Below are 24,052 nucleotides of genomic sequence, written 5' to 3'. Positions count from 1 at the left end.
ACGTTTTCCTTAACCCACGCCGGTGAATTGGCTAATGCTTAATCAGATTATTCCCAAAAGGAGGACGTGATGGCAAAGATCGGCGACGGCGTACCACGTTTAATCGACAAAGCGGTTGATTTTATGGCTTCCAGTCAGGCGTTTATGGAGTATTTGAAAAAGTCTCCGCGGCTGCAGCATGTACCGCGAGATATCCCGCAGGATAAGGAAGCGTTGTTTCTGCAGCGTCTGGAATATTATCGTCAGCTTTACCGGCCGACCTGCGACCAGACGGAGCCGGAATCAGAGCGTTGATTTCTGGAAGGCTTTTTTTAAGCTGATTCGTGAAATCAGCTCAGTCAGGGACAACACCATCGTTGAACGCACCATCTGCTGGTAACGCAGTTTCTGCATTGCCAGCAGTTCGGCGTCGCTGTCATCAAACTGCGGCGTTGGCGGCAGGGCGGCGACGCAGTGCAGTTCGCCGAACGGACCGATAATTTCGTCGTCGGTAAAGCTGTACTCATTGCCGTCGTGATTAAGCTCCTCGCGCAGGGCCATCAGCAGCTCGGCGTCTTCATATTCGGCACGACTTATCACCCCAAGGCCATAAATCAGCTTCAGGCGTACAGAGAGATCGCCGAGCGGCCCGCTGCCCTCCAGCAAGGGCTCAACGGCGTATTTCACCGCGTAGTCGTCTTTACGGAACACCTGAAGCACCAGAATATTGACCGCTTCCGTTAACAGCTCGACGGTGGCGATCAGGAAGCTTCGCACGGTTTTGCCAGCATTCAGACGCTCAAGCACACGGTTTTCAAATGCTTGTGTTTCTTCCATCATTGCCTGCATATCTGACAGGAGTCGTAATGGGCGCGACGTCTGTCGCGCCAGGTTGTGCATCATTTTACCGCGTTGTAGTCGTTAACGGCCTCCGCGACGACATCGCTTGCCGCGTCAAGGCCGGAAATCTGGGCCAGCGCGGCCTGCGGCCCCTTGTCGGCGATCAGCGCCGCCAGCTCCTGAGCCTGCGGATCGTCTTCGCTACGGAAATGCATCGCCGCCGCGATCCCTTTCACCAGGTTGCGGTGCGGCAGGCCGTATTCCAGTGTACCCAGCAGCGGCTTAATTAAACGGTCGCCGGCGCTCAGTTTGCGCAGCGGCTGACGGCCAACGCGCTCAACATCGTCTTTCAGGTACGGGTTCTCGAAACGGCCAAGAATTTTCTGGATATAAGCCGCGTGCTTCTGCGGGTCAAAGGCGTAGCGTTTGATCAGCACCGCGCCGCTCTCCTCCATCGCGCCCTGCACGACGGCCCGAATTTTCTCGTCGAGGATCGCATCGCGAATCGTCTGGTGGCCCGCCAGTTTTCCGAGGTAGGCGGTTATAGCATGCCCGGTGTTCAAGGTGAAGAGCTTGCGCTCGACAAATGCCATCAGGTTATCAGTTAATTCCATTCCCGGGATGGTCGGCAGTTCGCCCTTGAACTGGGTTTTATCGACGATCCATTCGCTGAAGGTTTCCACGGTGACTTCCAGCGGGTCATGGGTAGCGGACGCCGATGGCGGCACGATACGGTCAACGGCGGAGTCGACGAAGCCGATATGGGTTTCCACCCAGGCCTTATCTTCCTCCGCCAGGGCGTTAAATACGTGGCCTTTTAACTGCGTTGTGCCGCGCACCATATTTTCGCAGGCGATAATGTTCAGCGGGCGTTCGGTGCCCTGCGCTTTGCGCTTCGCCAGCCCTTTGGCGATGGCCGGGGCGATGCGCTCAAGGACCACGGGACCGACGGCAGTGGTCACCAGGTCGACGCTGGCGATCAGATCCACGACCTCGTCGCCAATGCTGCTGACGGCATTCACGCCGGAGACGGTATCCACCTGCTCATTTTCGCCAACGACGTGAACCTGGTAGCTATGACGGGCATTCAGGGCATCAAGTACGGTCTGATTAACATCGGCAAACGTCAGTTCGATGCCCGCGTCGGCCAGCAGTTTACCGATAAAGCCACGTCCGATATTACCTGCGCCAAAATGTAATGCTTTCATAGTAGTAACCTTCAATTAATGTTTTTACCTGAGAGGGCTGGGGTGAGGCTTTTCCCCTCACCCAAACCCTCTCCAAAAAGGAGAGGGAATGGACCGGTCTGTTTATTTATTCAGCAGCGCCAGTACGTCGTCGACGCTGGTGGTGTTCGCCAGTCGCTCAATCACCGTTTCGTCATCCAGCGCGTTGGTCAGGCTGGTAATCACCTGAATGTGCTCGTTGTTGCGGGCGGCGATGCCGATCACCAGGCGGGCAACATCGTCTTCATCTTCCCCAAAGCGCACCCCTTCCGGGTACTGGCAGAAGACGACGCCGGTTTTCAGCACGCGGTCTTTCGCTTCGATGGTGCCGTGCGGCACCGCGATGGACTCGCCAAGATAGGTCGAGGTCAGTTTTTCGCGGTCCAGCATCGCCTGCACATATTCCGGCTCAACGTAGCCGCCTTTCACCAGTTGCTCGCCGGCGAAGCGGATGGCTTCTTCTTTTGTGGCCGCTTTGCGACCGAGGAAGATGTTATCCGCACCCAGCTTGAACAGGTTTTTGTCAGTATCATCAAAGCTGTCTTTCAGGCTATCAGTGACTTTGACTTCGTTGTCGATGTGGCGCTGGGCCGCCACCAGACGCTCGGTCAGGCTGGTGTAGAGACCGCTGTCGAGGAAGTTGGTCAGCGAAATATGCTGCGCCTGCGGTACCTGGCGCATGGCGCGCTCGGTCAGGTCGCGGTGGGTGATCACCAGATCAACATCCGGCGGCAGATTATTGATCGCGCTGTTGGTGACCGAGATGTTGCTCAGGCCGGCATCCTGCACTTTCTTGCGTAGTACCCCGGCGCCCATGGCGCTGGAACCCATCCCGGCGTCGCAAGCGACGATGATTTTCCGCACATGGCTCAGGTCGTTGGTGACATTGCCTGCCGCCAGCGGGTTGGCGCCTTTTGATTGCGCCTTCATGTCATGCATACGACGCGTCGCGGCTTCGATATCGTCTTCTTCTTTGACTTTGCTGGTCTTCAGCAGAACCGCAGAGACCACGAAGGAGACCGCCATCGCGGCGATAATGGCTGCGATGTTCGCGAAGTAGGCTCCTTTCGGCGTCATCGCCAGCACCGCCAGGATAGAGCCCGGGGAAGCCGGAGAGACCAGACCGCCGTTGAGGATGGTCAGGGTGAAGACACCGGTCATCCCGCCGAGGATAACGGCCAGGATCAGACGCGGGTTCATCAGCACGTACGGGAAATAGATTTCATGGATACCACCCAGGAAGTGGATGATAGCCGCCCCGCCTGCAGACTGTTTAGCGCTGCCGCGGCCAAAGAACATGTACGCCAGCAGAACGCCCATCCCCGGACCCGGGTTCGCTTCAATCAGGAAGAAGATGGATTTACCCAGCTCGTGGGACTGCTGAATACCCAGCGGCGAGAAGATACCGTGGTTGATGGCGTTGTTAAGGAACAGGATTTTCGCCGGTTCCACGAAGATAGACGCCAGCGGCAGCATGTCGTGCGCCACCATGAAGTTAACGCCAGCCGCCAGAATTTTCGACAGAACTTCTACCGCCGGGCCGATGCCGAGGAAGGCAAGAATAGCGAGGATCATCCCGATGATGCCGGCGGAGAAGTTATTCACCAGCATTTCAAAACCGGATTTGATCTTACCGTCGACCCAGTTATCGAACTTCTTGATGCAGTAGCCGCCCAGCGGGCCGGCAATCATGGAGCCGAGGAACATCGGCATATCCGCGCCGACGATAACGCCCATGGTGGTGATCGCCCCGACCACGCCGCCACGTTCGCCGCCGACTAATTTACCGCCGGTGTAACCGATCAGCAGCGGCAGCAGGTAGGTGATCATCGGACCGACCAGCTTCGCCAGCGTTTCGTTTGGCAACCACCCTGTCGGAATGAAAAGCGCGGTGATGATACCCCACGCGATAAACGCGCCGATATTCGGCATCACCATATTGCTGAGAAAACGACCAAAGCTTTGCACTTTGATCTTGATATCGGATGACATAAAACACCCCTTCTTCTGTTTTGCGTATCGCGCAGGCTAAAAGCCCGAGGTTTGTTGTTAATGTGGCGGCAGAGGTAGCCGGGCCCTGATTGATAGTGCGAAATCTGGCACTGAATCGTTTAGCTGTCCAGCCAACGCCTTTTTATGTGATGTAGATCACATGAATATAGGGTGCGCGGTGGGTTTTGTAGTGATTGTGATCACATAATTGCTGTGTAAAAAAACAACAGACCGTCGTTTTTGCCGCTAATCTGCGATTTTGTGTGATATTTGTCACAATTTTGTTTCGTGTTTTTGTTGTTTGTTTGTGATTTTGATCACAAAGAATTTCGCGGTGGATTTTCGCCGCTGTGATCTCGGCCCGGTTTTGCGGCCAGGGCGAGGTGGCTGTGTAACTAAGCAACCATGTTGGTTAAATAACTTTTTTCCACCGGATGGCAAAAATGAAAGGGGTGAATTATGCTCAAATCAGCGGCCCGGATGTCAGTGGGGCGTGAATAAAATTTATATAAATTATTAGCGTAAAGCCGAGGGAATTATGTTTCTCAATTATTTTGCGCTGGGTGTTCTGATCTTCGTTTTTCTGGTCATTTTTTATGGGATTATCGTTATTCACGATATTCCTTATTTGATTGCCAAAAAACGCAACCACCCCCATTCCGATGCTATTCATGTCGCCGGATGGGTCAGTCTTTTTACTCTCCATGTCATCTGGCCGTTTTTATGGATATGGGCCACGCTGTACCAACCTGAGCGCGGCTGGGGCATGCAGCATAAGGCGAATACGGACCCCGACGAACCTGAAAAAGAAAGCGATATACAACAGCTTCGCCAACGACTGAGCGACCTTGAACATCAGGTGGCGGCCATCCAGCGGCCACAGTCCACCTCTGCGGCGGAGAAATAAACTATGGATCTGTTGATAATTTTGACCTACGTGGCTATCGCCTGGTCGATATTTAAAATTTTCAAAATACCGGTAAATAAATGGACAGTTCCCACCGCGGCGCTGGGGGGCGTATTTATTGTTAGCGCGCTTATTTTATTAATGAATTATAACCACCCTTACACCTTTCTGGCGCAAAAGGCGGTGATATCTATTCCTATCACGCCGCAGGTTACCGGAGTAGTTGACAGCGTCACCGACAAAGCGAATCAGCGCGTCAAAAAGGGCGAGGTGCTTTTTACTATTGACCCGGCGCGCTATCAGGCGCGGGTCGACCGTCTGCAGGCCGACCTGGTGACAGCGCTGCACAGTATTAACACCCTCAAGGCGCAGCTCTCTGAAGCCCAGGCCAACACCACCCGCGTATCGGCGGAACGCGATCGCTTATATAAAGACTATCAACGTTACCTGAAAGGGAGCCAGGCCCGGGTGAATCCGTTCTCAGAAAGCGACATCGATAACGCCCGGCAGAATTACCTTGCTCAGGACGCGCTGGTCAAGGCGTCGGTAGCGGAACAGGCGCAGATCCAGAGCCAGCTGGACAGCATGATCAACGGCGAGCAGTCGCAGGTGGTTAGCCTGCGCGCCCAGCTGGCGGAGGCGAAGTACAATCTCGACCAGACTACCGTGCGGGCGCCCAGCGATGGGTATATCACTCAAGTGTTGATCCGTCCGGGGACCTACGCTGCCTCGCTGCCGCTGCGGCCGGTGATGGTGTTTATCCCTGAGCAAAAAAGGCTGATCGTCGCCCAGTTCAGGCAAAATTCGCTGTTAAGGCTGGAGAAGGGCGACGACGCGGAAGCGGTGTTTAATGCCCTGCCCGGACAGGTATTCCACGGCAAACTGGTGAGCATTTTACCGGTGGTGCCGGGGGGAACCTATCAGGCGCAGGGGGCGTTGCAGTCGCTGACCGTGACGCCGGGCAGCGATGGCGTGCTGGCGACCATTGAGCTCGATCCGAATGCCGAAATCGATGCACTACCCGATGGCATCTATGCGCAGGTGGCGGTCTACTCCGACCATTTCGCCCACGTTTCGGTGATGCGTAAAGTGCTGCTGCGCATGACCAGCTGGATGCACTACCTCTATCTCGACCATTAATGCGATCGGCGGCAGGTTGAGCGGGATGCTCACCTGCCTTTTACCTCGCCCTGAGCCATACTCATATCTTTGTTGGCGATAAGGAGCAGGCTATGAAACTGATCGGCAGCTACACCAGTCCCTTTGTGCGCAAAATATCGGTGATCCTGCTGGAAAAGCGCATCCCTTTTGAATTTGTCAACGAATCCCCCTACAGCGAAAGCAACGGCGTGTCGCGCTATAACCCGCTGGGCAAAGTGCCGGCGCTGGTGACAGATGACGGCGAATGCTGGTTTGATTCTCCGGTTATCGCGCAGTATCTCGAGCTGCTGGGCGTGGCGCCGCCGATGATCCCCGCCGATCCCAGAGCCGCTCTCAGGATGCGCCAGCTTGAGGCGCTGGCAGATGGGGTGATGGAGGCCGCCCAGGCGCTGGTGCGCGAAAAAGCTCGCCCTGCGGCCCAACAGTCAGAGCAAGAGCTGCTCCGCCAGCGGGAGAAAGTGGCGCGCGGCCTCGACAGGCTGGAAGCCTGCGCGGCGGACGGAACGCTACGCGGCGACGAGGTCAATCTGGCGACCATCTCTACGGCCTGCGCCATTGCCTACCTGAACTTTCGCCGGGTGGCGCCGGGCTGGTGCGCCACCCGGCCGCAGTTGGTGAAGTTGGTGGATGCGCTGTTCCAGCGCGCCAGCTTTGCGCGCACCGAACCGCCGCGGACTTGACCCAGGCAGGTAACAGTTTGCGCAAGGAGGCGTTACAATCGCCGCTGATTGTTGACTCCCTCTCCCGTCGGGAGGGGGGAAAATAACTTACCGCCAGGCCCATTCATGACTACCGAAATTCGTGCGCTTTATACCCGGCTTCCGGCCATTGACCGCTTACTCCGCGACCCCGCTTTTTCCTCCCTGCTGGCGCAGCACGGCCATTCGCAGGTGGTGACGCAGCTGCGCCAGATGCTGGACGAGGCGCGGAAACAGATCCGCCAGTGTCAGACACTGCCTGACTGGAGCCATGACTGGCTGAGTGCCTGCGCGCAGCGGCTGACCGCCAGCCAGCAGAGCGCCCTGCGTCCGGTGTTTAATCTCACCGGTACGGTGCTGCACACCAATCTCGGGCGCGCCATCCAGGCTGAGGCGGCGGTGGAGGCGGTCGTCAGCGCGATGCGCGCGCCGGTGACGCTCGAATATGATCTCGACGACGCCGGGCGCGGCCATCGCGATCGCGCTATTGCCGATCTGCTGTGCCAGATCACCGGCGCGGAAGATGCCTGTATCGTGAACAACAACGCGGCGGCCGTGCTGCTGATGCTGGCGGCCACCGCCAGCGGCAGGGAGGTGGTGGTCTCCCGCGGCGAGCTGGTGGAGATCGGCGGGGCATTCCGCATTCCCGACGTGATGCGTCAGGCAGGTTGTCAGCTGCACGAAGTGGGCACCACCAACCGCACCCACGCCAAAGACTATCGCCAGGCGGTGAATGACAATACCGCCCTGCTGATGAAGGTCCACACCAGCAACTACAGCATTGAAGGCTTTACCAAAGCCGTCGACGAAGCGGAGCTGGCGGTCATCGGCCGCGAGCTGGACGTCCCGGTAGTGGCCGACCTGGGCAGCGGGTCGCTGGTGGATCTCAGTCAGTATGGCCTGCCGAAAGAGCCGATGCCGCAAGAGATGATCGCCGCCGGGGTGAGCCTGGTCAGTTTCTCTGGCGACAAGCTGCTCGGCGGCCCGCAGGCCGGAATTATCGTTGGCAAACGCGCGCTGATTGCCCGCCTGCAGAGCCATCCGCTGAAGCGGGCCCTGCGCGCGGATAAAATGACTCTCGCGGCGCTGGAAGCCACGCTGCGCCTCTATCAGCATCCGGAAGCGCTGCGGGAAACCTTACCGACGCTGCGCCTGCTCACCCGCCCGGCGGAGGAGATCCGCCGGCAGGCTGAACGCCTGCAGCCTGCCCTGGCGGCACACTATGCTGATTTTGCCGTCAACGTGGCAGCCTGCCAGTCGCAGATTGGCAGCGGCTCGTTACCCGTCGACCGTCTGCCTGGCGCGGCGTTGACCTTTACCCCCCATGACGGCCGCGGCAGCCGGCTGGAGGCTTTGGCGGCCCGCTGGCGCAGGCTGCCATGCCCGGTGATTGGCCGCATTTATGACGGCCGGCTCTGGCTGGACCTGCGCTGTCTGGAAGATGAAACCCGGTTTATGGAGATGTTGTTACGATGATTATTGCCACCGCTGGACATGTTGACCACGGCAAAACGACGCTGCTGCAGGCGATAACCGGCGTGAATGCCGATCGTCTGCCGGAAGAGAAAGCGCGGGGAATGACGATCGATCTCGGCTATGCCTACTGGCCGCAGCCGGACGGGCGGGTGCTGGGGTTTATTGACGTGCCCGGGCACGAAAAGTTTTTGTCCAACATGCTGGCGGGGGTGGGTGGGATCGACCATGCGCTGCTGGTGGTGGCCTGCGATGACGGGGTGATGGCGCAAACCCGCGAACACCTGGCGATCCTGCAGCTGACCGGAAAGCCGACGCTGACCGTGGCGCTCACCAAGACGGACCGCGTGGCGGCCGCTCGGGTGGCGGAGGTTCAGGCGGAGGTCGAGCAGGCCCTGCGCGAACTGGGCTTTGACGCCGCCGCTTTCTTCCCCACCGCGGCGGTGGAAAACCTCGGTATTGCCGAACTGCGCAGCCATCTGCTGCAGCTTACGGAGCGCCTCTATCCACAGCAGCGGCGTTTTCGCCTGGCGCTGGATCGCGCTTTCACCGTCAAAGGGGCGGGGCTGGTGGTCACCGGGACGGCGCTCTCCGGCGAAGTACGGGTCGGGGATACCCTGTGGCTCACCGGCGTCAACACGCCGATGCGCGTCCGCGGTCTGCATGCCCAGAATCAAGCGGTTGAGCAGGCGCACGCCGGGCAGCGCATTGCGCTGAACATTGTCGGCGATGCGCAGAAAGAGGCATTGCACCGCGGCGACTGGCTGCTCTCTTCCCCGCCGCCGGAGCCTGCAGAGCGGGTGATTGTCGAACTGCAGTGCCATACGCCGCTCAGCCAGTGGCAGCCGCTGCATATTCACCACGCTGCCAGCCACATCACCGGCCGGGTGTCGCTCCTTGAGGGCGACCTGGCGGAGCTGGTGCTGGATACCCCGCTGTGGCTGGCGGATAACGACCGGCTGGTACTACGCGATATCTCTGCTCGCTTGACGTTGGCCGGCGCACGAGTGGTGACGCTGGATCCCCCGCGCCGCGGCAAGCGTAAACCGGAGTATTTGCAGTGGTTGCACGCCCTGGCGGCGGTTGGCGCTGACGATGCGCAGGCCCTGGAGCTGCATCTGCAGCGGGACGCCGTCCGGCTTGAGCGCTTCGCCTGGGCTCGGCAGCTGAGTGAAACCGGAATGGCGGCCTTGATCCAGCGGCCTGACTATCTGCAGGCCGGACAGCGCTTGCTTAGCGCGCCGCTTGCCGCCCGCTGGCAGCGAAAATTGTTGGATGCCCTGGCGCGCTACCATGAACAGCATCGCGACGAGCCGGGCCCTGGCCGGGAGCGCCTGCGCCGCATCGCGCTGCCGATGGAAGATGAAGCGCTGGTACTGCTGCTGATTGAGCAGATGCGCGAGAGCGGCTTAGTCCGCAGCCATCACGGCTGGCTGCATTTGCCCGAGCATAAAGCCGGGTTTACCGACGAGCAGCAGGCGGTCTGGCAGAAGGTGGAGACCCTGTTCGGCGATGATCCCTGGTGGGTGCGCGATCTCGCGCGCGAAGTCCATGTTGAAGAGTCCCTGATGCGCGCGGTGCTGCGCCAGGCGGCGCAGCAGGGGATAATTACCGCGATCGTCAAGGATCGTTACTACCGCAACGATCGCATTGTGCAGTTCGCCCAGCGGGTGCGCGAGCTGGATCAACTGCGCGGGTCAACTTGCGCGGCGGATTTTCGCGATACCTTAAACGTAGGGCGGAAGCTGGCGATCCAGATCCTGGAGTATTTCGATCGGATTGGCTTCACCCGCCGTCGCGGCAACGATCATATCCTGCGCGATAAGGCGTTGTTTCTGTAATCATTAACGCCTGCTCCCCGGCGGACAGCGAACGCTGTGTTGCCGGGGAAGAGGAGGTCGCGCTGTGCCGGGCCTTATTCGGCTTCCCGTACCCAGATACGCATTTCGCCTTCTCCGCGGTTTGCCCAGCTAAACCAGGGAATAAAGGTCAGCGTCTGTGAATGGGGGGGGCCAGCGGGTGATCGTAGCTCCAGAGATTCTGCGCGTCGGCGTTTTCTGCATGTTTTCTGTAGCCTGGAGCCTGAATCAACATGTTGCGAGCAAACAGCCCCTTTCCTTCAAACACCGTGAACCTGGCATCGCGTGGCAGCAGCAGGTTATGCAGCGCTTCGCCGTTATCAGCTTGTTCGAGACAATAGACCAGTGGACCGCGCTGCAGCGCGACCTGGCCTGCCTGGTGACGAACAAGCGGATTGCCATATACCCGGCGAACCGGCATCGGCAAGGTAAGCATCAGGGTGTCACCTTCCTGCCAGAGATGATGGATATGCAGATAGCCCTGGCGAATATCCTGCGTGACCGGCGCGCCGTTCAGGGTGATGTGCGGACCCTCGCACCAGTCAGGTAGACGCAGCGCCAGCGTATGGTTCACTGTTGACGGTGATTCGATGACAATTTTGACCTGTTCCCGCCAGGGATAGTCACCGCTGATACGCAGGCGTAACGTCTTTTCCCCAACCGGGATCTCGACCTGATTGCCGACATAGAGATTGATATACAACGCCTCCTCGCGTGGCGTGTAGATATAATGCCCCAGTGAGGTCAGAAGACGAGCGATATTCGGTGGGCAGCAGGCACAGCCGAACCAACGCTGACGAACAGGCTTAACATGGTCATAAATATGATTGAATTTTAAAGACTTAGGCTGCACTTCCAAGGGGTTGACGTAAAAGAAATGTTTACCGTCCAGCGCCATACCGCCCAGAACGGTATTGTACAGCGCGCGCTCCATTACATCAGCATATTGGCTGTCGGCTTCCAGTTCCAGCATGCGGCGCGCGAACATCATCAGCCCGATAGAGGCGCAGCTTTCCGCATAAACGGTATCATTCGGCAGGTCGTAATCGCTGCTGAAGGCTTCCCCGCTGCTCTGTGAGCCAATGCCGCCCGTAATATACAGCTGACGCTGGACCATGTTTTTCCATAACCGCAGGCAATCCTGGCGTTTGCCTTCGTTCTTGCTCAGGCGCGCAAGGTGCGCTACGCCGGCCATTAAATAAACAAAGCGAACCGCGTGACCCACAGCGGTGGTCTGTTCGGCAAGCGGCAAATGCGCCTGGCTGTAGGGTTTATCCATCACCATCCACGCCGGCCCATAGGTATTCCAGAAGGAAGTTTTGCCGCGTTTTTCATACTCGATGTCATAGAAATGCGGCTGTGTCCCACGCTGTTCAACGAAGTAATTAGCCAGCGCCATATAGCGTGGTTCCTGAGTCACATCGTACAAACGCATTAACGCTAGCTCTATTTCAGGGTGTCCCGGGTAGCCTTGCAACTGATTGTCGTCGGGGCCAAACACGCTGTCGATATGATCGGCGAGGCGACATACCACCTCCAGCAAGCGGCGTTTACTGGTCGCCTGGAAGAATGCCACCCCAGCCTCAATCAGGTGACCGGCACAGTACAATTCATGGCATTCGGCGAGATTGGTCCAGCGTTCCCCGGGCGCTTTCACCGTAAAATAGGTGTTCAGATAACCATCTTCACATTGCGCGGCGGCAATCAGCTCAATCACCTCGTCGGCGGTTTTTTCCAGTTCCGCATCTGGCTTCTGGCACAATGACCAGGCGACGGCCTCCAGCCATTTCGCCACATCGCTATCCTGGAACACCATTCCGTAGAATTCTCCTGCCTGCTGACCTGCGGCGATACGGAAGTTTTCTATCGCATGGCTGGGCTCAGCCTCGGCGATCCGGTCATTGAGGGCCTCCCACTGGTAGGGAATGACGACATCACGCACCAGTTGCTGATACTGACCCAGAAACGGATCGTTAACTTTCAGTTTGTGCAGATCGACTTCCATGATTTCTCCTTAAGACTGAACGTGACGTGCGCGCAGATCGGCTGCAATACGCGACATCATGGGATTGTTGAGCTTGCAGGCGCGGATAGCGAAGGCCAGCAACAGATGGAACAGCGCGGGCAGCAGGGTTTCCATCGCCGTGATCCCCGATAGTGAGGATGGAGTCTGGTTGCTGGCGCCGGGTTGATAAGCGACGTAGATAAATACCAGGCTGATAATGCCCGCACTGGAGGCCCATGCCAGCTTGATAAAGAACAGGTTGAAAGCAAAGTTCATCCCCGACGAACGGACACCCGTCTTCCATTCGCCATAATCATCAGAGAAGGCCATCAACGAAAAATGCAGCGGTAGGGTAAAGCCCAGGATGATGCCATTGCCGAGAATGACCGCCAGCCACAGCGTTTGCCAGGACGGACCGGTGGGCAGGAACCACATTCCGACCGCCAGTAAGGCCAGTACCACATTGGTGTAGTAATAGAGCTTGACGGTATCAACGTGGCGCGACAGCCAATTGACGATCGCGGCGCCCAGAATCGAGGAAAAGGTGACCATGGTGAAAAACAGCGATGTATAGCCAGTAGAGCCGCCGAGTACATAGGTAATGAAGTACATGTAGCCGCCACCGCGAATGTTAAACACGTTGATCAACAGGAATGACATCGCCAGCATGAGTAACAGCTGATCGTTTTTACGCAGACCGGCGATATGTTCGCGCAGGGTGAATTTGCCGAGCATCTCCAGGGAAACACGCTCTCGTACCCAGAAAAAGCAGCACAGAAACATCACCGCCGCGATGGCGCACAGTACGCCGACACCATACTGATAACCCTGGGCGGTATTCCCCTGACCGAGCGCTTTTACCAACCACGGCAGGCCCACGGAGACCAGGAATCCTGCCACACCGCATAGTATAAAGCGCCATGCCTGGCAGGAGATCACCTCGCTATGGCGAGTGGTCATCGTATTAATGAGCGCGCAGTAAGGGACGTTAATCGCGGTATAGCTGACTGAAAGCAGCAGGTAAGTGCCGAAGGCCCAGGCGATTTTTACCCCCATGCCGGCATCCGGCACGGTAAAGGTCAGCACGCCGATCGCTGCAATCGGAACCGCAATCCATAGCTGCCAGGGGCGAAAACGTCCCCATCGGCTTTGGGTCCGATCGGCGAGGACGCCCATGATCGGATCGGAAATAGCATCAAACACGCGCAGCGCAAGGAACAGAGTACCGACCAGCGCCGGGGTGAGCCCAAAGACGTCAGTATAGAAAAAAGTGAGAAAGTTCATGATCAGGCAGGTGATGACCGTTCCACCGGCGTCGCCCAGACCATAGCCTATTTTTTCACGGAGAGATAATTTGTCGTCCTGCATGTGCTTCGTGAGGTCGCTTGTCGTAATCGGAGCCGTAGTCATAAATAACTCCCGAAGAGAATGTTCAGAATTATTCCGCTGTCTGGCCGGCGGACATTTTTTGTCTTTTGCAAATACATTAATTATTTTGCACCGAATAAACGAGGCAACAAGGGAAGGGAAAAGTATAAAAAGAGAACGATTCCGACTTTGTCATAAAAATGTGATTCCGATCCGGAAAGGCGTTAATTTATGATTAATAATCAGTTGGAAAGAGATGTTTTATCGTTTCGTTAGCGGAAAATTAAATATATATGCTTGAATTATCCATGTCTCTTCCGATTCGCGTACAAAATGGCGGCTTATTTATTTCCCGTGGCGTCGGCAGCCATCCGGCGCGTAAACTGCAATCCTGGGAAATTATTTTTGTCGAAAAGGGAACGTTAACGATTTGCGAAGAGGATGAAATATTTAACGTTAATGCAGGGGAAAGTTTATTGCTGTGGCCAGAACGTTCTCATGTTGGGGTGGGGGAATTTCCCGCCGATCTGAAATTTTATTGGCTGCATTTTGAAGTACTGACGGAGAGTGTCCGGTCTCTGCCGCCAGCGCTGCTTAACGTTCCGCAACATACCCGCGTCAGCGATCCACAATACATTATTTCGCTGTTTCGCCAGTTTCTTCGTGAACAGGAGAACATTCACCGCAGCCTTGCGCTGGAGCTCCTGTTATTGCTGATACTGCAGCAGATTGCTGCGGCGGCAAGCGAAAAACCGGACGACAGTCCCGGCGCTGCGCTGGCCTGGAAAGCGCAGCAGATCATCCATACCCGTTACCACTTGCCTGTTTCAGCCTCGACGCTGGCGAAAGAGCTGCACTGTAATGCGGACTATTTAGGACGCGTGTATCGTCACGTTTTCCGCGTGACGTTGACCGAAGCGATCCATCGTCAGCGGGTCAGAGCGGCGGAAAAGCTGTTGATCAGCGATTCACTGTCGTTGACCGAAGTCGCGGGTCAGTGTGGCTTTAATGACGTCGGTTATTTTCGCAAGATCTTTCGTAAGCACACCAGCCTCACGCCTGCCGCCTGGAAGCGCCGCTACTGTAAGGAGCACATTAATTCAGCGTAATGAAAAATCAGTTGTGCTAGTGACTAAAAACAGCGCTGATTCCATTCAGGATCAAAGCGCGGGCAGGGACTATTCTGGCACCCTGCGGTTTTATCCCCAGGGAGCAGAGGATGAACCGGTTTCTTATTGCTAATGCCCAACAGTGTATTGGCTGTCGTACCTGTGAAGTGGCCTGCGCGGTGGCGCACCAGCAGGCGCAGGATGTGTCCATGCTGTCGACAAGCCATTTCGCGCCGCGGATCCGGGTGGTGAAAAGCGGCGAGATATCAACGGCGACGGCCTGTCGGCAGTGTGAGGATGCGCCCTGCGCCAGCGTCTGCCCGCAGGGGGCGATTCGTCTGGAGGAGGACGTCTGGTGGGTCGATCAGCGCCGCTGCATCGGCTGTAAAAGCTGCATGGTGGCCTGCCCGTACGGCGCGATGACCGTCACGGTGGTGAACCAGCAGGCGCAGGCGCTGAAATGCGATTTATGCCACCACCGCGCCGAGGGGCCGGCCTGCGTAGCCGCCTGCCCGACGCAGGCGCTGCGGGTGATGGCTCCCGCGGAGCTGGAGGCGCTATGCGCGCAAAAACGCCAGCGGCTGGCGCTGGCGTGAGCGGGTCCGCCGACGGACGTTACCCGTCAGCAGCGTCAGGAATTACGCTTCCTGTTCGCGCCAGGCGAATTCAACCTCTTCGGCGAGAATTTTCACCCCGGCCTCGATTTTTTGCGGGTCCGGCACATAGTTCATGCGCATGCACTGGTGGGTATGCGGCCACGGTTTATCGAGTCCCGGGAAGAAGTAATCCCCCGGCACCATCAGCACGCCGCGCTTTTTCAGCCGCTGATACAGCAGCTCGGTGGAGATCGGCAGATCCTTAAACCACAGCCAGAGGAAGATCGCCCCCTCCGGTTTGTGAATAAGGCAGCGCTCCTCCGGCAGATAGCGGCGAATAATGGCGATGGTCTCCTGCACCCGCTGGTAATAGAAGGGTTTGATCACTGTCTCTGACAGGCGCAGCAGATCCTGACGTTTAATCATTTCACACATCATTGCCGGCCCGATACCGCCGGGCGCGAGGCTGATAATGCCGTTCATGTTGCTGATGGCGGTAATGATTTTCTCGTTGGCGATGATAATCCCGCAGCGGCTGCCCGGCAGGCCCAGCTTGGACAGGCTCATACACAGCACGATGTTCGGATTCCACAGCGGTCGGGCGTTGCTGAAGATTATGCCCGGGAACGGCACGCCGTAGGCGTTATCAATCACCAGCGGGACCCCGTGCTGATTCGCCAGCGCATCCAGTTTGATCAGCTCTTCATCAGTGATGACGTTGCCGGTCGGGTTGGTGGGACGCGAGACGCAGATCATCCCGGTCTCCTCCGTCACCTGCAGATGCTCAAAATCAACGTGGTACTTGAACTGGCCTTCCGGCAGCAGTTCGATATTCGGCCGGGTGGCAACGAACAGATCCTCTTCCAGGCCGGCATCGGCATAGCCGATATATTCCGGCGTCAGCGGGAACAGCACCTTGCGGGTGGTGCCATCTGCCCGACGCCCTGCGAACAGATTAAATAAGTAGAAAAATGCGCTCTGACTGCCGTTTGTTAGCGCAATATTCTGTGGTTCTATCTCCCAGCCCAGTTCGTCGCGCAGCATCTTCGCCAGCAGGCTCAGCAGCTCGCTCTTGCCCTGCGGACCATCATAATTACAAAGCGCATCAAGGGCTTTGCCATTATCCAGCATGTCGGAGAGCAACTGCTGGAAGTAGTCATTCATCTCCGGGATCTGAGCGGGGTTGCCGCCGCCCAGCATAATAGCGCCCGGCGTGCGCAGACCGTCATTAAGGTCTTCCATCAGGCGGGTAATGCCTGAATGACGGGTGAATTTGTCGCCGAAAAGGGAAAATGTCATCGCGAATCGTCTGTCGGTGGTTCTGGAAAGTGGCTAACCATAACGCCAGCGCCAGCGTGGTGCAAATCGAAGGGAATAGGGGTATTTTTGTTTTTATCCTGTGAATCGATATTTTATCAGCGTATTGTTCTGAATGGCTCCCCGCCGGGCAGGGAGCCACTCCTGTATTACTGCTGTTGTCCGGCCCAGATGACCATCACTTTGTCTTCACCGCTCTCGCGCACGAATCCGTAACCCCGCGGCATCGACAGCGTTGTCTGTTTGCCCATGCCGATCGCCGGATGGCGCGCGCGGAACTGGCCAATCTTCTGCCAGTGGGTAACGCTGCGGGCCGCTTTACCGTTAACATCCTGCCAGTTCATCTCTGAACGGGTGCCCTGCAGCGGGTCCGAGCCGGTGGGGCCGAGCGGGCGCGACGACTCGTCACCATAGAAGATCTGCACGGCGCCAGGGGCCAGCAGCAGCAGCTCTGCCGCCGTGGTGCCACCTTCGCGGAACAGGCGCGTATCGTGTGAGGAGAGGTAGCTCAGCACGTTGAAGCTCTGCAGCTTGTCCGCCATTTGCTGCCAGGTGAGGTCAATGTTGGCCATGCAGGTCGCCGCTTTCGCCGCCTGGTCCTGATAGTCGAAATTGATCATCGCATCAAAACCGTGGCGATAGTAATCGCTCTCCATCACCCCGTGTCCCCAGGCTTCCCCGGTCATCCAGAACGGCGCCGCATCCAGCGCTTTATCCGGATTGGCTTTTTTCCACTCCGCCAGCGCGGCGGTGGCCTGGGTTTTTAACTGCTGCCAGGCATCCATCTCCACATGTTTAGCGGTATCGACGCGGAAGCCGTCGATGCCGTAGTCGCGCACCCACTGGCTCAGCCAGTGCGTCAGGTAGTCGCGCGGCGTATAGCCCGGGATCGCCTTCGCCGCAGTGTCCGGTTTATGGCTATAGAAGTTCGGCAGGCCCGACGCCTCCTTCGATTCGGTTTTCAGGTCCGGCAGGAAGGCCAGCGACATGGTGAGGTCGTCATAGCCCGGGTTGTCGTAATCGCCGATATCGGTGCGGATCCACTTCTTACCCCACCATTTCTCCCAACCGGCCTTGTCGCTGAAGTTGATATAGTCGTTAAAGCTGTGCCAGGTCTGGCCCGCGCCGGGCTTCCAGTCCGTCCAGCGCTCGCCGAGGGTTTTTTTCAGCTCATCCCCTTGCAGATACAGGGAGCCGAACTGGAACTCCTGCATGTCGGCCAGGGTGGCGTAACCGGTATGGTTCATCACCACGTCGAACAGAATACGTATTCCGCGCTTATGCGCTTCATCCACCAGCCGGCGGAGATCCGCTTCGGTCCCCATGTTGGCGTCCAGTTTCGACCAGTCCTGAGTGTAATAGCCGTGGTAGGCGTAGTGCGGGAAATCGCCTTTCGTCCCACCGCCGACCCAGCCGTGGATCTGCTCGAGCGGGGAGCTGATCCACAGGGCATTGACCCCCATCTGCTGCAGATAATCCAGCTTGCTGGTTAATCCCTGCAGGTCGCCGCCGTGGAAGGTGCCTATCTCCTGCATGCCGTCTTTATGTCGGCCATAGCTATTGTCGTTGGCCGGGTTACCGTTCACGAAGCGGTCGGTCAGGACGAAGTAGACGGTGGCGTTGTGCCAGTCGAACGGCGCCGGCGCGGCCGTCTCGGCGCGCTCAAGCAGCAGCAGGCCATTGCTGCCGAAGGCGGGCTGCAGAGTGATTTTGCCGCCGCTGACGGTCGCGACATTGCCGCTGTAAAAATCGCGAACCTTGCTGCCCTCGGCGAAGGTTTTGCTAACGTCGATGGTCAGAGGTTTTCCATCCCACTTCGGACACTGGCGGATCTGCGGCGCTGCGGCGCTGGCCTCTTTTTCCTCCAGCGAAATCATCATCGTCGGCGTGCCGGAGCGGGTATCCACCTCCAGGGTATACAGGCCCTGGCGGAAGATGCGCCATTGCGGCGGCGTGCCGCGACAGGGTTCCATGGAGAGCATCTGGTTGAGCTTAATGCCGCCGGAAGGCTGCCAGCACTGTTGGTCAAAATTTAGCTGCAGGGGACGTGTACCCTTCTCAACCACTTTCTGGCTGATGAAGCGGCCCGTCCCTTCTTCGGTGAAAGCAGGGAAGTCGGCAGTGGTCCAGGCGGCAAAGGCCATCCCAGGCACGAATAACGTGGCAAGCGCAGCGAGTTTCATTGCGGGATCCTTGAGCGGTTTTTATCTAGTGTGCCTTGTTGCCGCAAGGGTGAACTCCTCCCGGCGGACGTTTTGCCAGGAGGATGAAAAGGGGTGAGTGACACCGCTCAAAAAATAGGCTAAAAATGAGACGAAGCTAGCATTTTCGCGCTGGCGATGCGGCGCAGAAACCGATTTCAGATGACAGCAATTCGGAATTGGACTATTTCTGTTGATGCCCTCAGTGCGTATTTTTGATACTATTAGCGATTCAGCTATCGTTTTTTTGTGAAAAACAAGGTGTTGGAATGCATATATCCGACCAGGAGACCTGATGATATCGAATCCCATACGACGATATGGGGCCGCCATACTTATGTTACTAACCTGCGTCTTTTCAGGTAGTGTGTTGGCAACAACGCACACAGCAACAAAGAGTCATAAAGCCCCAACGGTTAAGAAGATCAGTAGTACTAAGGTAAGCAGTAAACAAGAGTATTCTCGCAATAGTGTAAAGAGCAGTTCACTTCCTGACTTGCGAAAATACCCTTCCGGAACACCAAGGAAAAAAGCGTTTCTCCGGACGGTCATGCCTTATATTACCAAGCAGAATCAGGCGATTACTGCGGATCGTAACTGGCTTGTTTCCAAGCAGTACGATGCTCGCTGGTCGCCGAGCGAAAAGGCGCGCCTGAAAGATATCGCGACGCGTTACAAGGTGAAGTGGTCAGGCAATACGCGTCATGTGCCATGGAACGCGCTGCTTGAGCGTGTCGACATTATTCCGAACAGCATGGTTGCGACCATGGCGGCGGCGGAAAGTGGCTGGGGTACCTCTAAGCTGGCGCGTGAGAACAACAATCTGTTCGGCATGAAGTGCGGCGCTGGTCGCTGCCGCGGCGCGATGAAAGGCTACTCGCAGTTTGAGTCGGTGGAGCAGTCGGTACAGGCTTACGTCACCAACCTGAACACCCACCCGGCCTATTCCTCTTTCCGCAAATCGCGCCTGCAGCTGCGTAAGGCGGATCAGGAAGTAACGGCCAGCACCATGATTCATAAGCTGAAGGGGTATTCGACCAAAGGGTCGAGCTACAACAACTATCTCTTCGCGATGTATCAGGATAACCAGCGGTTAATTGCCGCGCACATGTAATGTGCTTATCTACGTCATTATTAATGCCCGGCGCGCAAGCCCGGGCATTTTTCTTTGCTCTCTACATCATGACTTCACTGTGCCGGTCACGGTACTCTTTCGGCGTCACGTCGTACTCCTTCTTAAACACCGAATAGAAATATTGCAGCGACGGGTAGCCGCACATCTGCGAAATCTCATTGATCGACAGGCTGGTGGACACCAGCAGGCTGCGCGCCTTTTCCAGTTTCTCGCTGTGGATCACCGTGTGGATGGTCTCCCCCACTTCCTCTTTAAAGCGTTTCTCCAGGTTGGAGCGTGAAATGCCGACGGCGTCGAGCACCTGCTCCACCTTGATGCCTTTGCAGGCGTTGTTGCGAATGTAATGCATCGCCTGAATCACGGAGGGATCGTTTAACGACCGGTAGTCGGTGGAGCGTCGCTCAACGACGCGCATCGGCGGGATCAGCTGGCGCTGCAGCGGAAGCGCCTCGTTATTCAGCAGCCGGTGGAGTAATTTTGCCGCCTGATAACCCATCTGGCGGGTGCCCTGGGCGACGGAGGAGAGGGCGACGCGAGAGAGATAGCGGGTTAGCTCTTCGTTATCGATGCCAATAACGCACAGTTTCTCTGGCACCGGGATATGCAGCAGCTCGCAGGCCTGCAGGACGTGGCGGGCGCGGGCGTCGGTGACGGCGATGATGCCGGTTTGCGGCGGCAGCGTTTGCAGCCAGTCGGCGAGCCGGTTTTGCGCGTGCTGCCAGTTTTCCGGCGCCGTCTCCAGCCCCTGGTAGACCACGCCGCGATACTTCTCCTTCGCCACCAACTGGCAGAAGGCATACTCGCGCTCTACTGCCCAGCGTTTACCGCTGGAGGTGGGGAGTCCGTAAAACGCGAAGCGGTGTACCCCTTTTTCCTTCAGATGAAGAAAGGCGCTTTCCACCAGCGCGGCGTTGTCCGTGGCGATATAGTGGACCGGCGGGTACTGCTCTGGCTGATGATAAGAGCCGCCGACGCCGACGATGGGGACGTTGACATCGGCCAGTAGCTTTTCGATTTCGGGATCGTCATAGTCGGCGATAACGCCATCGCCTAACCACTCTTTGATGTTTTCGATTCGCGCCCGAAAATCCTCTTCAATAAAGATATCCCACTCCAGCTGGGAGGCCTGCAGATACTCGCCGACACCCTCAACCACCTGACGGTCATAAGCTTTGTTGGCGTTGAATAACAGCGTAATACGGTGACGCTTTTCAAACATAGATGATGTTCCTGCTCTAACCCCGGTCATACCCCTTCATTCATGATGTTGCCGATGGCCTGGCTTTCTCATTCACCCCGGCCACGTACGCGATACGCGGCCGGGATGCGCCGTCTGCAACCCGAATGCTGTTGGGTATACACTACCGGCTAATGCCCGAGATATTTCAAGCGCCTTATGGCGAAGTTTGGCGGTAGCGCAAAGAATTCAGACATTCTTCAGAGAGCGCTTCCTTACGCGCGCCGCTTGGTGGCGGAGTCCATCCACACCGCCAGCAGCAAAATGGCGCCTTTGACGATATATTGCCAGAAGGTGGCGACGTCCATCATGCTCATGCCGTTATCCAGGGCCGACATAATAAACGCCCCCATTACCGCCCCGGCGACGCTACCGATCCCGCCCGCCAGGCTGGTGCCGCCGATAACGCAGGCGGCGATGGCATCCAGTTCGGCGATGTTGCCCGCCGAGGGCGACCCCGCGCCGAGGCGTGAGCTGAGGATCAGACCGGCAATGGCGACCATCAGGCCGTTAATGGCAAACACCGCCAGCTTGGTACGCTCGACGTTAATCCCGGACAGGCGTGCCGCCTCCAGGTTGCCGCCGATGGCGTAGATGCGGCGGCCAAAGGCGGTACGAGTGGCCATGAACAGCCCTGCCAGCAGCAGGGCGGCGAGGATCAGTACCGGCGTCGGCACACCGCGATAGTCATTGAGCAGCCAGATTGCGCCCAGCACAATCACCGCGGTAATGGCCTGGCGGCCAACGGCGGCGGTGGAGGACGCGGTCGCCAGACCTAACGCCTGCCGGCGCATCCGTCCGCGCCACTGCCAGATAATGAACGCCGCCATGCCGACAACGCCGATGCCAAAGCCAATGCCATCTGGCAGGTAACTTTGGCCGATCTGCGCCATCGCCGGGCTGGTGGGCGAGACGGTGGTCCCGTTGGTGATGCCGATCAGAATGCCGCGAAACGCCAGCATCCCGGCGAGGGTGACGATAAACGAGGGAACCTTACGATAGGCCACCCACCATCCGTTCCACGCGCCGAGCAGCAGGCCCATCACCAGCGTCACCAGAATGGTGAGCGGCAGCGGCCAGCCGAGCCAGACGTCAAAGATCGCCGCCGCGCCGCCGAGAAGCCCCATCATCGAGCCGACGGACAGGTCGATTTCTGCCGAAATAATCACAAACACCATGCCGACGGCGAGGATGCCGGTGATGGCCGTCTGGCGCAGCAGGTTGGAGATATTGCGCGCGCTCAGGTAGGCGCCATCGGTAACCCAGGTGAAAAACAGCATAATGACGACGATCGCGGCGATCATCACGAAGACCTGGAGGTTAAGCCCCTTCAGCGCCGGCAGGGCGGTGGGGGCGGTTGGAGTAAGTTTGATTTCAGACGACGTGTTCTTCGACATGGCGTTCGCTCCTCAGCGCGGCTTCCATCACCTGTTCCTGGGTCAGATGTTGATTAACCAAATTGGCTTTTAGCCTGCCTTCGTGCATGACCAGCACCCGATCGCTAAGACCAAGCACCTCGGGCAGTTCGGATGAAATGACAATGACCGCGATGCCCTGCTGCACCAGCTGGTTAATCAGTTTATAAATTTCATACTTCGCCCCGATATCGATGCCGCGGGTGGGTTCGTCGAGGATCAGAATGCGCGGATTAAGCAGCAGACAGCGGGCCAGAATCGCCTTTTGCTGGTTGCCACCGCTCAGGCGGCCAATCGCCAGCTCCGGCGAGGAGGTTTTAATTTTCAATCGCTGAATGGACTGCTCAATACAGTGCTGCTCGGCGGCGTCGTCCAGGCTGCTCATCGCGCCGGTGAACTGGCTGAGCGCTGCCAGGGTAATGTTCTTACCTACCGCCATTACCGGCACGATACCGTCTTTTTTGCGGTCTTCCGGCACCATGGCGATGCCGTGGCCAATGGCCTGCTGACAGTTAGTGATGCTAACCGGCTGGCCATCAATGAAAATCTCCCCCTGCCAGCGCCCCGGCCAGACGCCGAACAGGCACTGCACCGCCTCGGTCCGTCCGGCGCCGACCAGCCCGGCGATGCCGAGGATTTCCCCGCGACGCAGGGAAAACGAGACGTCGTTGACCCGTTTAATATGACGGTTTACCGGGTGCCAGGCGGTCAAGTGTTCGACCCGCAGGATCTCCTCGCCGTGGGCGTGCGGTTCGCTGGGATAGAGCGCGGTGAGCTCCCGGCCAACCATCATGGTGATGATGTCGTCTTCGCTCATGCCGCTGGCGTCGCGGGTGCCGATATGCTGGCCGTCGCGGATCACGCAGATTGTATCGGAGATCGCTTTGACCTCATTGAGCTTGTGCGAAATATAGATGCAGGCGATATCGTGGTTTTGCAGATCGCGAACGATCGCCAGCAGCGTCGCGGTCTCTTGTTCGGTTAAGGAGGCGGTCGGTTCGTCGAGGATCAGCAGGCGAACCTGTTTATTCAGCGCCTTAGCGATCTCCACCAGCTGCTGCTGACCGAGGCCGAGGTCGCCGACGCGGGTGTCGGGCGAAATGGGCAGATTGACCTGCGCCAGCAGCTTCTGGCAGCGCAGCGTCATGGTTTCATAATCCAGCAGACCGTGGCGGGAGATCTCGGCGCCGAGGAAAATGTTCTCCAGCACGGTGAGATGTTTCACCAGCGCCAGCTCCTGATGAATAATGGCGATGCCTTTGCGTTCGGTATCGCGAATATGGTTTGCCTGCAGCGTTTCGCCGGCAAAAATAATCTCCCCCTCATAGCTTCCGTGCGGATAGATACCGCACAGCACTTTCATCAGCGTCGATTTTCCCGAACCATTTTCACCGCATAACGAGACCACCTCGCCAGCGTTCAGGCGCAGGCTGACATTATCCACGGCCTTAACGGCGCCGAAGGTTTTGGTGATGTTCTTCATTTCGAGTAGCCAGGCCATAAAGACTCCGAAAAGTGATATCCGGCGGGATGA

At 57.6% G+C, this 24,052-nt stretch carries 19 protein-coding genes and 1 pseudogene; 9 read left to right on the top strand and 11 right to left on the bottom strand.

The genetic code is table 11. The features are described from left to right. Positions 1-69: 69 nt before the first annotated feature. Complete coding sequence (locus CE636_RS14130; RefSeq protein ID WP_002922402.1) at positions 70-294, top strand: hypothetical protein; 225 nt, start codon at positions 70-72, stop codon at positions 292-294. On the opposite strand, the gene mtlR is transcribed toward CE636_RS14130, so the two are convergent. The 3 genes from mtlR to mtlA form a co-directional block, all read right to left on the bottom strand. Then, positions 283-879 carry a mannitol operon repressor MtlR gene (gene mtlR, locus CE636_RS14125; RefSeq protein WP_025999221.1) on the bottom strand — a complete coding sequence of 199 codons (597 nt, stop codon included), beginning with the start codon at positions 877-879 and terminating at the stop codon, positions 283-285. The genes CE636_RS14130 and mtlR overlap by 12 nt on opposite strands. Further along, positions 879-2,027 carry a mannitol-1-phosphate 5-dehydrogenase gene (gene mtlD / locus CE636_RS14120; RefSeq protein ID WP_004205038.1) on the bottom strand — a complete coding sequence of 383 codons (1,149 nt, stop codon included), beginning with the start codon at positions 2,025-2,027 and terminating at the stop codon, positions 879-881. Before mtlD ends, mtlR begins: the two co-directional genes overlap by 1 nt. 102 nt (positions 2,028-2,129) lie before the next feature. Further along, the gene (mtlA, locus tag CE636_RS14115; RefSeq protein ID WP_017900038.1) at positions 2,130-4,037 is read right to left on the bottom strand and encodes a PTS mannitol transporter subunit IICBA; all 1,908 of its coding nucleotides are present in this window, start codon (positions 4,035-4,037) and stop codon (positions 2,130-2,132) included. 538 nt (positions 4,038-4,575) lie between these two features. Between mtlA and CE636_RS14110 the strand changes: the two genes are divergently transcribed. The 5 genes from CE636_RS14110 to selB all read left to right on the top strand — a co-directional run bounded on the left by CE636_RS14110 (position 4,576) and on the right by selB (position 10,117). Continuing rightward, a complete protein-coding gene (locus CE636_RS14110; protein ID WP_004205035.1) occupies positions 4,576-4,944 on the top strand; it encodes a DUF3302 domain-containing protein in 369 nt (122 codons plus the stop codon). A 3-nt stretch (positions 4,945-4,947) separates the two neighbouring features. Then, positions 4,948-6,084, top strand: a complete 1,137-nt coding sequence (locus tag CE636_RS14105; protein ID WP_004205034.1) for an HlyD family secretion protein — start codon at positions 4,948-4,950, stop codon at positions 6,082-6,084. Positions 6,085-6,176: 92 nt separating this feature from the next. Then, on the top strand, positions 6,177-6,785 hold the full coding sequence (locus tag CE636_RS14100) for a glutathione S-transferase (protein WP_017900037.1): 609 nt from the start codon (positions 6,177-6,179) through the stop codon (positions 6,783-6,785). Positions 6,786-6,890: 105 nt separating this feature from the next. Continuing rightward, positions 6,891-8,279: an L-seryl-tRNA(Sec) selenium transferase gene (gene selA / locus CE636_RS14095; RefSeq protein WP_017900036.1), complete on the top strand. Its 1,389-nt coding sequence runs from the start codon at positions 6,891-6,893 to the stop codon at positions 8,277-8,279. Continuing rightward, positions 8,276-10,117, top strand: a complete 1,842-nt coding sequence (gene selB / locus CE636_RS14090) for a selenocysteine-specific translation elongation factor (protein ID WP_017900035.1) — start codon at positions 8,276-8,278, stop codon at positions 10,115-10,117. The genes selA and selB overlap by 4 nt, the downstream gene beginning before the upstream one ends. A gap of 74 nt (positions 10,118-10,191) precedes the next feature. Here selB and CE636_RS29655 read toward each other — a convergent pair. From CE636_RS29655 to CE636_RS14080, 3 genes and pseudogenes are all read right to left on the bottom strand, one after another. Beyond that, positions 10,192-10,320, bottom strand: a pseudogene (locus tag CE636_RS29655) (hypothetical protein); the annotation flags it as partial. Further along, positions 10,266-12,140 (bottom strand): glycoside hydrolase family 127 protein, encoded by a 1,875-nt coding sequence (locus CE636_RS14085; protein WP_017900034.1) that lies wholly within the window; start codon positions 12,138-12,140, stop codon positions 10,266-10,268. The gene CE636_RS14085 and the pseudogene CE636_RS29655, both read right to left, overlap by 55 nt. Positions 12,141-12,149: 9 nt before the next feature. Continuing rightward, a complete protein-coding gene (locus CE636_RS14080) occupies positions 12,150-13,550 on the bottom strand; it encodes an MFS transporter (protein WP_025999220.1) in 1,401 nt (466 codons plus the stop codon). Between the two features lie 251 nt (positions 13,551-13,801). On the opposite strand from CE636_RS14080, the gene CE636_RS14075 reads away from it, so the two are divergent. After that, the gene (locus tag CE636_RS14075; protein ID WP_004205028.1) at positions 13,802-14,617 is read left to right on the top strand and encodes an AraC family transcriptional regulator; all 816 of its coding nucleotides are present in this window, start codon (positions 13,802-13,804) and stop codon (positions 14,615-14,617) included. A 110-nt stretch (positions 14,618-14,727) separates the two neighbouring features. Beyond that, positions 14,728-15,213, top strand: coding sequence for a 4Fe-4S dicluster domain-containing protein (locus CE636_RS14070; protein ID WP_004205027.1), 486 nt, complete (start codon positions 14,728-14,730; stop codon positions 15,211-15,213). Positions 15,214-15,255: 42 nt separating this feature from the next. Here CE636_RS14070 and avtA read toward each other — a convergent pair whose 3' ends face one another. Next, entirely contained in the window at positions 15,256-16,512 is a 1,257-nt protein-coding gene (gene avtA / locus CE636_RS14065; RefSeq protein ID WP_004205026.1) for a valine--pyruvate transaminase, read from the bottom strand. Positions 16,513-16,679: 167 nt separating this feature from the next. Beyond that, positions 16,680-18,713, bottom strand: coding sequence for an alpha-amylase (locus CE636_RS14060; protein WP_017900031.1), 2,034 nt, complete (start codon positions 18,711-18,713; stop codon positions 16,680-16,682). A gap of 313 nt (positions 18,714-19,026) precedes the next feature. Here CE636_RS14060 and CE636_RS14055 point away from each other — a divergent pair, with 313 nt between their 5' ends. Next, the gene (locus CE636_RS14055) at positions 19,027-19,845 is read left to right on the top strand and encodes a protein bax (RefSeq protein WP_017900030.1); all 819 of its coding nucleotides are present in this window, start codon (positions 19,027-19,029) and stop codon (positions 19,843-19,845) included. 61 nt (positions 19,846-19,906) lie between these two features. Here CE636_RS14055 and xylR read toward each other — a convergent pair whose 3' ends face one another. The 3 genes from xylR to CE636_RS14040 all read right to left on the bottom strand — a co-directional run bounded on the left by xylR (position 19,907) and on the right by CE636_RS14040 (position 24,019). Continuing rightward, a complete protein-coding gene (gene xylR, locus CE636_RS14050; protein ID WP_004205023.1) occupies positions 19,907-21,085 on the bottom strand; it encodes a D-xylose utilization transcriptional activator XylR in 1,179 nt (392 codons plus the stop codon). Positions 21,086-21,318: 233 nt separating this feature from the next. Next, positions 21,319-22,500 (bottom strand): xylose ABC transporter permease XylH, encoded by a 1,182-nt coding sequence (gene xylH / locus CE636_RS14045; RefSeq protein ID WP_017900029.1) that lies wholly within the window; start codon positions 22,498-22,500, stop codon positions 21,319-21,321. Continuing rightward, the gene (locus CE636_RS14040; RefSeq protein ID WP_017900028.1) at positions 22,478-24,019 is read right to left on the bottom strand and encodes a xylose ABC transporter ATP-binding protein; all 1,542 of its coding nucleotides are present in this window, start codon (positions 24,017-24,019) and stop codon (positions 22,478-22,480) included. Before CE636_RS14040 ends, xylH begins: the two co-directional genes overlap by 23 nt. Between the last annotated feature and the right edge of the window lie 33 nt (positions 24,020-24,052).

This window comes from Klebsiella sp. LY (assembly GCF_004010915.1).
Taxonomy (GTDB): domain Bacteria; phylum Pseudomonadota; class Gammaproteobacteria; order Enterobacterales; family Enterobacteriaceae; genus Klebsiella; species Klebsiella quasipneumoniae.
Note: the sequence above shows the minus strand (reverse complement) of the source record. Positions and strands in the feature narration are given on the sequence as shown.

Bases quoted from the DNA above. Each gene is read 5' to 3' on its own strand.
- CE636_RS14130 (WP_002922402.1), top strand. From the start codon at position 70: ATGGCAAAGATCGGCGACGGCGTACCACGTTTAATCGACAAAGCGGTT.
- mtlR (WP_025999221.1), bottom strand. From the start codon at position 879: ATGCACAACCTGGCGCGACAGACGTCGCGCCCATTACGACTCCTGTCA.
- mtlD (WP_004205038.1), bottom strand. From the start codon at position 2,027: ATGAAAGCATTACATTTTGGCGCAGGTAATATCGGACGTGGCTTTATC.
- mtlA (WP_017900038.1), bottom strand. From the start codon at position 4,037: ATGTCATCCGATATCAAGATCAAAGTGCAAAGCTTTGGTCGTTTTCTC.
- CE636_RS14110 (WP_004205035.1), top strand. From the start codon at position 4,576: ATGTTTCTCAATTATTTTGCGCTGGGTGTTCTGATCTTCGTTTTTCTG.
- CE636_RS14105 (WP_004205034.1), top strand. From the start codon at position 4,948: ATGGATCTGTTGATAATTTTGACCTACGTGGCTATCGCCTGGTCGATA.
- CE636_RS14100 (WP_017900037.1), top strand. From the start codon at position 6,177: ATGAAACTGATCGGCAGCTACACCAGTCCCTTTGTGCGCAAAATATCG.
- selA (WP_017900036.1), top strand. From the start codon at position 6,891: ATGACTACCGAAATTCGTGCGCTTTATACCCGGCTTCCGGCCATTGAC.
- selB (WP_017900035.1), top strand. From the start codon at position 8,276: ATGATTATTGCCACCGCTGGACATGTTGACCACGGCAAAACGACGCTG.
- CE636_RS14085 (WP_017900034.1), bottom strand. From the start codon at position 12,140: ATGGAAGTCGATCTGCACAAACTGAAAGTTAACGATCCGTTTCTGGGT.
- CE636_RS14080 (WP_025999220.1), bottom strand. From the start codon at position 13,550: ATGACTACGGCTCCGATTACGACAAGCGACCTCACGAAGCACATGCAG.
- CE636_RS14075 (WP_004205028.1), top strand. From the start codon at position 13,802: ATGCTTGAATTATCCATGTCTCTTCCGATTCGCGTACAAAATGGCGGC.
- CE636_RS14070 (WP_004205027.1), top strand. From the start codon at position 14,728: ATGAACCGGTTTCTTATTGCTAATGCCCAACAGTGTATTGGCTGTCGT.
- avtA (WP_004205026.1), bottom strand. From the start codon at position 16,512: ATGACATTTTCCCTTTTCGGCGACAAATTCACCCGTCATTCAGGCATT.
- CE636_RS14060 (WP_017900031.1), bottom strand. From the start codon at position 18,713: ATGAAACTCGCTGCGCTTGCCACGTTATTCGTGCCTGGGATGGCCTTT.
- CE636_RS14055 (WP_017900030.1), top strand. From the start codon at position 19,027: ATGATATCGAATCCCATACGACGATATGGGGCCGCCATACTTATGTTA.
- xylR (WP_004205023.1), bottom strand. From the start codon at position 21,085: ATGTTTGAAAAGCGTCACCGTATTACGCTGTTATTCAACGCCAACAAA.
- xylH (WP_017900029.1), bottom strand. From the start codon at position 22,500: ATGTCGAAGAACACGTCGTCTGAAATCAAACTTACTCCAACCGCCCCC.
- CE636_RS14040 (WP_017900028.1), bottom strand. From the start codon at position 24,019: ATGGCCTGGCTACTCGAAATGAAGAACATCACCAAAACCTTCGGCGCC.